Raw genomic sequence first — 11366 nt, forward strand, 5'->3', positions numbered from 1 at the left:
GATCACGGCAGCCGCAGTGAGGGGGTGTGGCCCTTCACTGCGCAGATGCGCTGCACCACGGCCGGGCGCGGCTCGGCCACCTCGCCCTGCTCATAGGCCAGTACGGTGCAGGCATCGGCCACCCTCTCGAACAGCTCGTGCGAACGCAACAGGAAGTCCGGATTGCTGGGCTTGCCCAGGCGCTCGTTGCCTTCCATGAAGGTTTCGTAGATCAGCACACCGCCGTGATTCAAGGCCGTCAACAGCAGCGGAAGACGCGGTCGGAACAGGTAGTTGGTCACCACGATACCGTCAAAATGCCGCCCTCCGTAAGGCCAGGCGCCCTCCTCCAGGTCTGCCTCGGTAACCTGCAGATGCGGCACACCCGCCAGCAACTCCAGCGCCACGGCATCCCGATCCACCGCCTCGACCCGGAATCCGCGGGCGGCCAGCCACCGCGCGTGGCGGCCGCTGCCGCAGGCAAAGTCGAGCACTTCGCCGCCTGCCGGGATCAGGCCGGCAAAACGGGTAACCCAGGGTGACGGCACCAGCGAGGCCGTGTGTCGCATCATCGATCAAACCCTCCAGCAGGCAGACAAGTGATTGGCCGGCACTCCCCACGAGCGCGGCACCGCATTTCTGATTACGTCGCCCCATGGCAGTTCCCTGCCAGTCGAGCCACGATCCGGACGCCGAAAAAAAACGGGCGCCGCAGCGCCCGTTCTTCTAAACAGACAACCCGCTCTTACTGGGCAGCCTGTTCGTTCAGCAGCGCCTTCATGGACAGACGGACACGACCCTTTTCGTCGGTCTCGAGCACCTTGACGCGAACGACCTGACCCTCCTTGAGGTAGTCGGACACGGCATTGACGCGCTCGTTGGCGATCTGAGACACGTGCAGCAGGCCATCACGGCCCGGCAGGATGTTGATGATCGCACCGAAATCGAGGATACGGACCACCGGACCTTCGTAAACCCTGCCCACTTCGACTTCGGCGGTGATTTCCTCGATGCGCTTCTTTGCAACCTGGGCGCCTTCGGAGCTCACGGAGGAGATGGTCACATTGCCGTCGTCGGTGATCTCGATGATGGTGCCGGTCTCTTCCTGCAGACCACGAATCACCGCGCCGCCCTTGCCGATCACGTCACGGATCTTTTCCGGATTGATCTTCAGGGTGATCATGCGCGGAGCGAAATCGGAGACCTCGCCACGGGCTTCGCCCAGGGCCGACTTCATCAGGCCGAGGATGTGCATGCGGCCTTCCTTGGCCTGGGCCAGGGCAACCTGCATGATCTCCTTGGTGATGCCGAGGATCTTGATGTCCATCTGCAGCGCCGTCACGCCATTCTCGGTACCCGCCACCTTGAAGTCCATGTCGCCGAGGTGATCTTCGTCACCCAGGATGTCGGTCAGCACGGCGAAGCGGCCGCCGTCCTTGATCAAACCCATGGCAATGCCTGCCACCGGGGCAGACAGGGGCACACCGGCGTCCATCATGGCCAGGGAACCACCACAGACCGAAGCCATGGAGCTGGAACCGTTGGATTCAGTGATCTCGGACACCACGCGAACGGTGTAGGAGAACTCTTCCTTGCTCGGCAGCACGCCGGCCAGCGCACGCTTGGCAAGACGGCCGTGGCCGATCTCGCGACGCTTCGGAGAGCCGAAACGACCGCACTCACCGGTGGAGAACGGCGGGAAGTTGTAATGCAGCATGAAGCGCTCGCGGTACTCGCCCGCCACCGCATCGATGATCTGCTCGTCGCGGCCGGTGCCCAGGGTGGTCACCACGATGGCCTGGGTCTCACCACGGGTGAACAGCGCCGAGCCGTGGGCACGGGGCAGCACGCCGACACGGATATCGATCGGGCGCACGGTGCGGGTATCGCGACCGTCGATACGCAGCTCGCCACTCAGGATGCGGCCGCGCACCACCTTGGACTCCAGGTCGAAGATGATGTTGTTGACGGTGTTGGAATCGTATTCACGGCCTTCGGCGGCAAGGGCGGCATGCACCTCGTCACCAATGGCGGACAGGCGCTGGGAGCGCTCCTGCTTGGCGGTGATGCTGAAAGCCTCTTCAATCTTGGCCGCGGCGATCTCGGTCACGCGGGCGATCAGCGCCTCGTCCTTGGCCGGCGGCTGCCAGTTCCACTCCGGCTTGCCGGCCACTTCAACCAGTTCGTTGATGGCGTTGATGGCAGCCTGCATCTGGGTGTGGCCGAACACCACGCCACCGAGCATCACGTCTTCGGGCAGCTCGAGGGCTTCGGACTCGACCATCAGCACGGCGGTCTCGGTACCCGCGACCACCAGATTCATCTTGCTGGTCTGCAGCTGGGTGGCCGTCGGGTTGAGGATGTATTCGCCATTCTCGAAACCGACGCGGCACGCGCCGATCGGGCCCGCAAAGGGGATGCCGGCGATGGCCAGGGCAGCGGAAGCACCGATCATGGCAGGGATGTCGGCATCGACTTCCGGGTTCAGGGACATGACCTGAACAATGACCTGGACTTCATTGTAGAAACCGTCCGGAAAAAGCGGGCGGATCGGACGGTCGATCAGGCGGGAAGTCAGGGTTTCCTTCTCGGTCGGGCGCCCTTCGCGCTTGAAGAAGCCACCCGGAATGCGACCGGCAGCGTAGAACTTTTCTACGTAATCAACGGTGAGCGGGAAGAAATCCTGGCCGGGCTTGGCGTTCTTGGCGGCCACCACGGTCGCCAGCACCACGGTATCGTCCATGTTGACGATCACGGCGCCATGAGCCTGGCGGGCAACCTCGCCGGTCTCCAGGGTCACGGTGTGGGAGCCGTAGGTAAAGGTTTTCTTGATAGCGGTAGGCAAAGGATGTCCTTTCATTCAATCGGCTGGCGGCAAACCACAACCGCACCGTAAAGCCGAGGTAAAGCGCCTGTTTTCCTGGCGCACAGATGTGACAAAGCCGGCGTAGTCACGCGGACTTACACCGGCTGTGCCCATGATCAGACCCGTGCCAAAAACGACAGGGCTGTCACGTTCGGTAACGTAGCGATCTATCCGCTTACTTGCGCAGGCCGAGGCGACCGATCAGCTCACGGTAGCTGTCGACGTTCTTGCGCTTCAGGTAGTCGAGGAGCTTGCGACGCTGGCTGACCATCATCAGCAGACCGCGACGGGAGTGGTGGTCCTTGACGTTAACCTTGAAGTGGCCGGTCAGATCGTTGATGCGGGCGGTGAGCAGAGCGACTTGCACTTCCGGGGAACCGGTATCGCCCTTGGCGCGCTGGTAGTCGCCAACGATTTGCGCTTTTTGTTCAGTGGAGATTGCCATTTATAAACTCGGTTAGATTTAGCCTTGCGAAGCGCGCGATTATATCCAATCGGTACGCAAACACTCAAGACATTTCATTAAGGCCCGTCGCAACGAGCCGGTGGGGAGAGAGGGTTCCGGAGGCGTCGATATTGCCGACCCCCAGGAATCGTCCCTCGTGATAAACGCGGTGCAGGCCGACTTCACCCGTGCAAGCGCGCACGGCCTGGCCATGGGTCAGGACCCGCGCCTGCTCCGCGTCAAGGGGCAGCACCGGCAGATGCACCAGGAGAGCGTCCACCGGGGCCAGCAGCCCTTCCCTGGCATCCTCGGCCAACGCCTCGAAATCGGCCAGGGTGATGCTGCCATTCAGCTCGAACGGGCCGATGCGGGTGCGCCGCAGGGCAGTCAGATGCGCACCGCAGCCAAGCATGGCCCCCAGATCTGAAGCCAGGGTCCGGACATAGGTACCCTTGCTGCAGGCAACCCGCACCTTCAGACTGTCGCCTTCGCGGCCCAGCAACTCAAAACTGTGGATCGTCACCCGTCGCGGCTCACGCGGAATGTCGATACCCGCACGGGCATATTCATACAAGGCCTTGCCATGGTGCTTGAGCGCCGAATACATGGGCGGGACTTGCTCGATCTCGCCCCTCAAACGGCACAGCGTGGCTTCGATGTCCGCATCGCTTGCCGCAACCGGATGAGTCTCCAACACCTCGCCTTCCGCATCGGCCGTGGTCGTCGCAACCCCGAGAAGGATCGTCGCCTCATAGGTCTTGTCGGCATCGAGCAGGGTCTGGGAAAACTTGGTCGCCTCACCGAAGGTAAGCGGCAGCAGGCCACTGGCCAGCGGATCAAGCGTACCGGTATGCCCCCCCTTGGCTGCCTTCAGCAGCCAGCGCGCCTTCTGCAAGGCGTTGTTGGAGCTGAGGCCGGTGGGCTTGTCGAGAAACAGCACGCCGTCGACAACGCGTCGCGGCGTTCGGCGCTGAGGAGTTCGGGACAACGGGATGCTTTCGAAAATATACCGAACCGCCGACGGCGCATACGCGCCGCCTGGCGGATCAGCGATCGGCCGGAGGCGTCCCGCTCTCGTCACCGTCAGGGCGGTCTCCAGCCTCGTCAGCGATAAGCCGGTCGGACTCGAGGGCCTTGTCGATCAGGGCGGAAATGCGGTTGCCGGTTTCGACCGAGGGATCGTAATGAAAATGCAGCTCGGGCAGCGTATGAATGCGCACCCGGCGCCCCAGTTCGCGGCGCAGGAAGCTGCTGGCCCGGCGCAGGCCCTTGAGGATCTCGTCAAGACCCTCGGAGCCCGTCATGGAAGTGAAATAGACCTTGGCGTGGGCATAATCCGGCGTGATCTCCACGTCGGTCAGGGTGATGAAGCCGACGCGGGGATCCTTCACTTCCAGGCGGATGAGCTCGGCCAGCTCGCGACGGATCTGCTCCGCCACGCGCTGACCTCGTGAAAACTCCTTGGGCATGGCTTACAGGGTCCGTGCCACTTCCTGGATTTCATAGACCTCGAGCTGATCGCTCTCTTGCAGGTCATTGAAATGCCGGACTTGCAGGCCGCACTCGTAGCCGAACTTGACTTCCTTGACATCGTCCTTGAAGCGCTTGAGGGACTCCAGCTCGCCGGTGTGGATGACCACATGGTTGCGCAGCACACGGACCAGCGCATTGCGCTTGACCAGGCCTTCGAGCACGTAGCAACCCGCAATGGTGCCGACCTTGGAGATGGTGAAGACCTGACGGACTTCGACCAGACCCAGGACCTGCTCCCGCTTCTCGGGGGCCAGCATGCCGGACAGCGCGCTCTTCACCTCATCCACGGCGTCGTAGATGATGTTGTAGTAGCGCAGATCCACGCCGAAGTTCTCGGCCAGCTTGCGGGCATTGGCATCGGCACGGATGTTGAAGCCGATCACCACCGCGCCTGAGGCCTGGGCCAGATTGACGTCGGACTCGCTGATCGCGCCAACACCGCCGTGAATGACCTGCACCCGGACTTCGTCGGTGGACAGCTTGACCAGTGCATGGGCCAGCGCTTCCTGGGAGCCCTGTACGTCGGCCTTGATGATCAACGGCAGGGTCTTGACCTCGCCCTCGCCCATCTGCTCGAACATGCTTTCCAGCTTGGCGGCCTGCTGCTTGGCCAGCTTGACGTCACGGAACTTGCCTTGACGGAACAGGGCGATCTCACGCGCCTTGCGCTCGTCGGCCAGGGCCACGACTTCATCACCCGCACCCGGGACTTCCGACAGGCCGAGGATTTCGACCGGAATGGACGGACCCGCCTCTTCGATCGGCTTGCCGTTCTCGTCGAGCATGGCACGGACGCGGCCGAAGGTCGCACCGGCCAGGATCACGTCACCGCGACGCAAGGTGCCGGATTGCACCAGCAGGGTTGCCACCGGGCCACGCCCCTTGTCGAGGCGCGCTTCGATGATCAGGCCCTTGGCCATGGACTCACGCGGAGCGGTGAGCTCCAGCACTTCGGCCTGCAGCAGGATGCCTTCGAGCAGGTCATCGATGCCCGCACCGGTCTTGGCCGACACTTCCACGAACATTGCGTCGCCACCGTAGGCCTCGGGCACAACGCCCTCAGCAATCAGCTCCTGGCGAACGCGCTCGGGGTTGGCACCCGGCTTGTCGATCTTGTTGACCGCCACCACCAGGGGCACTTCAGCAGCCTTGGCGTGGTGGATGGCTTCCTTGGTCTGGGGCATCACGCCGTCGTCGGCAGCCACCACCAGGACCACCAGGTCGGTTGCCTTGGCGCCACGGGCACGCATGGCCGTGAAGGCCTCGTGACCCGGAGTATCCAGGAAGGTCACCATGCCACGCTCGGTTTCCACGTGGTAGGCACCGATGTGCTGGGTGATCCCGCCCGCTTCGCCCGCTGCCACCTTGGCGCGACGGATGTAGTCGAGCAGCGAGGTCTTGCCGTGGTCGACGTGACCCATCACGGTCACCACCGGAGCACGGGGCTCCAGCGCGAAATCCTTGTGCTCCGCGTTGTCTTCGAGGAAGGCATCCGGATCATCCAGCTTGGCAGCGACCGCCTTATGGCCCATTTCCTCGACGAGGATCATCGCCGTGTCCTGGTCCAGGACCTGGTTGATGGTGACCATGGAACCCATCTTCATCAGCGCCTTGATCACTTCGGTGGCCTTGACGGCCATCTTGTGGGCCAGGTCGGCCACGGAGATGGTTTCCGGCACGTGCACTTCACGCACGATCGGCTCGGTCGGCGCCACGAAGGACGTAGCGTCCTGGTGACGACCGCCGCGACCGCCGCTGCGGCCACCGCCGCGCCAGCCGGCTGCTCCGCCGGTCGTGTCGCCCCGGGTCTTGATGCCACCACGACGCTTGGCGTCGCCCGGCGCATCCTTGACGACAGCCTTCTTGACTTCCTTGCGGACGTTCTTGTCCTCGGTCTTGGCCGGCTTGTGCAGCGTGCCGCTCTTGGGAGCCGCTTCGCTTTCGGTCTTGGCCTTCTCGACAGCAGCCAGACGCGCCTTCTCGTCTTCGGCACGCTGCAGCATCGCGGCACGGGCGCGGGCCTCACGCTCCTGCTTTTCCTTGAGATCGGCAATCTGGCGCGCCTGCAGCTCGGCAGCACGCTGGGCTTCCCGCTCGCGGGAGGCCTTTTCCTCGGCAGACAGGATGGACCCTGCCACCACGCGACGTACCGGCGCGGCAGGACGCTGCTCGGCCTTCGGTGCGGCTGCGGCCTCCACTACCGGCGCCGGCGCAGGAGCGGGTTCGGGCTCCACGACGGGTGCCGGGGCTGCCTCGACGACCGGCTCGGGAACAGGCTCCGGTTCGGGCTCGGGTTCGGGCTCCGGAACGGGCTCCGGCTCCGGTGCCACTTCAAGCACTGGCGCAGCCTCGACCACAGCCGGCACCTCGACGATCTCGGGGGTCTCGACCAGTTCGACGTCGAATTCCGCATCGGAACCGGCAACCACGCCAGCCGCATCGGCGGCAGATGCCACGGATTCGGGCACCAACGCGTCGTCGCGCTTCACAAAGACGCGCTTCTTGCGGACCTCCACCTGGACAGTGCGTGCACGTCCGGTGGAATCGGTTGCCTTGATCTCGCTGGTCTGCTTGCGCGTCAGGGTGATCTTGGACTTGGCTGCGGTGTCGCCATGCGCACGCCGCAGGAAATCCAGCAGGCGGGTCTTGTCCTGCTCGGAGAGCAGATCGGTTTCCCGTGCCTTGTCCACGCCAGCCTTTTGCAACTGCTCGAGCAACACGGAGGCCGGCATTTTAAGTTCGCCGGCAAATTGTGTAACGGTTGTCTGTCCCATATTGAACCTCCGGGGTATTACTCGAACCAGTGCGCGCGCGCCTTGGTAATCAGATTCTTGGCCCGCTCTTCGTCCAGCCCCGACATTTCCATCAGTTCATCAACTGCGAGATCAGCCAGTTCGTCACGGGAATGCACACCACCCTGGGCCAGCTTGGCGGCCAGGGGCTTGTCCATGCCCTCGAGGCCCAGCAGGTCCTCGGCGACGGTTTCCAGTTGCTCTTCAGTCACGATGGCTTCGGTAAGGAGCACGTTGCGGGCGCGGTTGCGCAGCTCGTTCACCGTATCTTCGTCGAAGGATTCGATTTCCAGCATTTCGGCCAGGGGTACGTAGGCGATTTCCTCGAGGGACGAGAAGCCCTCGTCGATCAGGATGTCCGCCACTTCCTCGTCCACATCCAGCTTCTCGATGAAGAGCTGGCGGACGCTGCTGTGCTCGGCCTCGGACTTCCGCTCCGACTCGGCCTCGGTCATCAGGTTGATGGACCAGCCGGTCAGTTCGGAAGCCAGTTTCACGTTCTGCCCGTTGCGGCCGATGGCAATGGCGAGGTTGTTCTCGTCCACCACCACATCCATGGCATGGGCCTCTTCGTCAACGACGATGGAGGACACCTCGGCCGGCTGAAGGGCACCGATCACGAACTGGGCAGGCTCAGGCGACCACAACACGATGTCGATATTCTCGCCACCAATCTCGTTGCGTACCGCAGTCACGCGGGAGCCGCGCAGGCCCACGCAGGTGCCGATCGGATCGATGCGGGGATCATTGGACTTCACGCCGATCTTGGCGCGCAGGCCGGGATCCCGGGCGCAGGCCTTGATTTCCAGCAGGCCGTCGTCGATCTCGGGCACTTCCAGCTCGAACAGGCGCATCACGAACTCGGGCGCCGTACGGGACAGGATGAGCTGCGGACCGCGGGCACCGCGATCGATGCGCAGCAGATAGGCCTTGACCCGGTCGCCGACCCGCAGGTTTTCCTTGGGGATCATCTGGTCGCGGGGCAGCACGGCCTCCAGGCGGCCGACTTCGATGATGGCATTACCCCGCTCCATGCGCTTGATGCTGCCGGAGATGATGAATTCCTTGCGATCCAGGAAGTCATTGAGGATCTGCTCACGCTCGGCGTCGCGCACCTTCTGCAGGATCACCTGCTTGGCCGCCTGGGCACCGATACGACCAAAGTCGATCGGCTCGAGCCCTTCTTCGACGTAATCGCCAACCTGGATCTCGGGGTACTCTTCACGAGCATCAATCAGGCCCATCTGGGCTTCGTCGTTCTCGACATCCTCGTCGGGCAGCACCTGCCAGCGACGGAAAGACTCGTAATCGCCGGTTTCCCGGTCGATGGATACACGCACATCCGACTCGTCGTGGATGCGCTTCTTGGTGGCCTGGGCCAGGGCGGACTCCAGCGCCGAGAAAACGATATCCTTCGAAACGTTCTTCTCGCGGGCCAGGGCGTCAACCAACAGCAAAATTTCGCGGCTCATACCTGCAAACCTCCAAATCCCTTAAAACCTGGGAACCAGGCGGGCCTTCTCAATTTCTTCAAACGGGATCTCCATCGATCCCTTTTCCGTCTCCAGAGTCACCATGCCTTCCTTCAGACCTTGCAGGACCCCGGAAAAATTGCGTTGATTGGCGATCGGCATGCGAAGGCGGACCTGGACATCCTGACCAGCGAAACGCTCGAAATCGGCAGGCTTGCTAAGCGGCCGATCGAGACCTGGTGAGGACACCTCGAGGCGGTCGTAATCGACATTCTCAACCTCGAAGATCCGCGTCAGCTGGTTACTGACCGTTGCGCAGTCGTCTACCGTGATGCCATTAGGCGAATCGATAAAGACCCGCATCAGACGCCCACGGGGCGAAGTTTCGAAATCCACGAGTTCATACCCGAGGCCTTCCGCAGTCTGCTCGATCAGTTTCAGCAAATCCATTGACTACCCTGCAAATTCCTTGCCCACAAATGAAAAATGGGCGAAACGCCCATCCCTGTTTAATTCGACCGGATGTCGGCTCTTGCGAACCACCCGGTTTTTGAACCGCGCGCCTCTTCGAACCGATAAAACGTGCTGATTATAGCAGCCCGCCGAAGCGGGCGCAATTTGCCTATAACACAAATCCCTTAGAATCCGGGCTGACGACGCGGCTGACGCGCCGGCCGCTTGGGCTTGCCGCCCTGCACATCCGGCTTGGGAAGCCCTGCCAGGGCACAGACCTGCTCCACCGGCATGTCTTCCCACATCCCGCGCTTGAGGCGGGACGGCAGCGCCACGGGGCCGTAGCGGACGCGCATCAGGCGGCTGACAGTGAGCCCCAGCGCCTCGAACATGCGCCGCACTTCACGGTTCCGCCCCTCCGAGAGGGTCACGCGATACCAGTGATTGGCGCCCTCGCCACCCGCATCCAGCAGGGTGTTGAAGCGCGCCGTGCCGTCCTCAAGCTCAATCCCCTTGAGCAAGACCTCGCGCTGAGCCTCGTCCAGCTGCCCCAGGATGCGCACCGCGTATTCCCGGTCGAGTTCGTAGCGCGGATGCATCAGCTTGTTGGCCAGGTCACCATCGTTAACAAACAGCAGCAGCCCGGACGTATTGAAGTCCAGCCGGCCGACGGCAATCCAGCGCCCCTTGCGAAGATTCGGCAGACGATCGAATACCGTGGGACGGCCATCCGGATCATCCCGCGAGACGATCTCGCCTTCGGGCTTGTGATAGAGGATCACACGCGGGATGCGCGGCGCAAAGCGGATCGGCATGAGCTTGCCATTCACGCGCACCCGATCACCAGGCCCCACTTTCTGCCCCACATCCGCGGGCTCGCCGTTCACGGAGATCCGCCCTGCGACGATCCATTCCTCGATTTCACGGCGGGAACCGATCCCTGCGGCAGCCAGCACCTTGTGCAGGCGCTGCGGCTCCGTATAGGCCGCATCCGCGGGCTTGCGGTGACGCTCACCCTCCGCCGGAGGGAGGAGCTCACTGCTGGCGAGTGGGTAGCTCCCCTCCGGCCCCACGACCCCCTGGGGCTTGCGGGCCCGCCAGTTGCCCCGCCCCCCGCGGAGGTCAGCAAGGCCGATGGCCGACGCATTGCTGCGCGGCTGACGCCCTTCCTCGCCCCCACGCGCGGGACGCTCGGGACGATTGCCCTCGCTCTCCTGCGGCCTGCCCCTGCCCTGGCGGCCGCCGCGGGGGGCCGGAGCGCCCGGACGCCCCGATTCGGGGGCCGGTCGGCCCGGCTTGGCCTTGAACGGCCGGTTCTTAGGTTTTTGGGAGGTCGACAAGATCCATGATCCTTCAAAAGTAGGCTTAAAACGTCATTGATCGAGTCTGATCAAAAAAAATGACGGATCAACCGCAACCCTTATGTATCACGGTAAATCAATGCCTTACGTGTAACAAAAACGTCCTGTGCTCACTGGTTGAGCTTCCCGGAACTTGATGGACCCAGCCCGTCAAGCAGGAAAGCAACCATGGCTACAGAAACCCCGGAACAGCCTTCGGGGCACAGCCCAAACCCATCGCGCATCAAGCTGCACACGCTGGACATCGACCAAGCGATAGAGGCCGCACGGCAACTACAAGTGACTGTGGATCAGGGGAAAGACCCCGGCCAGGGAAGACGACAGCAGACCGCTGAAGCAATCGCACGGCTCAGGCGCGCGCACCCTCTACAAGCGTCCGCCCTCGAAGCGTGCGCGCATTATATCCGTGCACGCGGCCATCATTGGGGAGAAGCGCACATCTCCTGCGACGGGGACGCCGCCAAC

General features: G+C 63.0%; 9 protein-coding genes. All 9 read right to left on the reverse strand.

Going from position 1 to position 11366, the window contains the following annotated elements; translation table 11 throughout:
* Nucleotides 1-2 precede the first annotated feature (2 nt).
* On the reverse strand, nucleotides 3-551 hold the full coding sequence (locus tag HHL15_RS06570; RefSeq protein WP_169145041.1) for a class I SAM-dependent methyltransferase: 549 nt from the start codon (nucleotides 549-551) through the stop codon (nucleotides 3-5).
* 173 nt (nucleotides 552-724) lie between these two features.
* Nucleotides 725-2824 carry a polyribonucleotide nucleotidyltransferase gene (gene pnp / locus HHL15_RS06575; RefSeq protein ID WP_169145042.1) on the reverse strand — a complete coding sequence of 700 codons (2100 nt, stop codon included), beginning with the start codon at nucleotides 2822-2824 and terminating at the stop codon, nucleotides 725-727.
* A gap of 196 nt (nucleotides 2825-3020) precedes the next feature.
* Entirely contained in the window at nucleotides 3021-3290 is a 270-nt protein-coding gene (gene rpsO / locus HHL15_RS06580; RefSeq protein ID WP_169145043.1) for a 30S ribosomal protein S15, read from the reverse strand.
* 64 nt (nucleotides 3291-3354) lie between these two features.
* The gene (gene truB / locus HHL15_RS06585) at nucleotides 3355-4278 is read right to left on the reverse strand and encodes a tRNA pseudouridine(55) synthase TruB (RefSeq protein ID WP_169145266.1); all 924 of its coding nucleotides are present in this window, start codon (nucleotides 4276-4278) and stop codon (nucleotides 3355-3357) included.
* Between the two features lie 58 nt (nucleotides 4279-4336).
* Nucleotides 4337-4759 carry a 30S ribosome-binding factor RbfA gene (gene rbfA / locus HHL15_RS06590; RefSeq protein WP_169145044.1) on the reverse strand — a complete coding sequence of 141 codons (423 nt, stop codon included), beginning with the start codon at nucleotides 4757-4759 and terminating at the stop codon, nucleotides 4337-4339.
* Nucleotides 4760-4762: 3 nt separating this feature from the next.
* The gene (infB, locus tag HHL15_RS06595) at nucleotides 4763-7597 is read right to left on the reverse strand and encodes a translation initiation factor IF-2 (RefSeq protein WP_169145045.1); all 2835 of its coding nucleotides are present in this window, start codon (nucleotides 7595-7597) and stop codon (nucleotides 4763-4765) included.
* 17 nt (nucleotides 7598-7614) lie between these two features.
* Nucleotides 7615-9087, reverse strand: coding sequence for a transcription termination factor NusA (gene nusA / locus HHL15_RS06600; RefSeq protein WP_169145046.1), 1473 nt, complete (start codon nucleotides 9085-9087; stop codon nucleotides 7615-7617).
* 21 nt (nucleotides 9088-9108) lie between these two features.
* Nucleotides 9109-9537 carry a ribosome maturation factor RimP gene (rimP, locus tag HHL15_RS06605; RefSeq protein ID WP_169145047.1) on the reverse strand — a complete coding sequence of 143 codons (429 nt, stop codon included), beginning with the start codon at nucleotides 9535-9537 and terminating at the stop codon, nucleotides 9109-9111.
* A gap of 188 nt (nucleotides 9538-9725) precedes the next feature.
* Nucleotides 9726-10880 (reverse strand): 23S rRNA pseudouridine(2605) synthase RluB, encoded by a 1155-nt coding sequence (gene rluB, locus HHL15_RS06610; protein WP_206198637.1) that lies wholly within the window; start codon nucleotides 10878-10880, stop codon nucleotides 9726-9728.
* Nucleotides 10881-11366: the final 486 nt, after the last annotated feature.

The sequence above is a fragment of the Zoogloea dura genome (genome assembly GCF_012927165.1).
GTDB classification, from domain to species: Bacteria; Pseudomonadota; Gammaproteobacteria; order Burkholderiales; family Rhodocyclaceae; genus Zoogloea; species Zoogloea dura.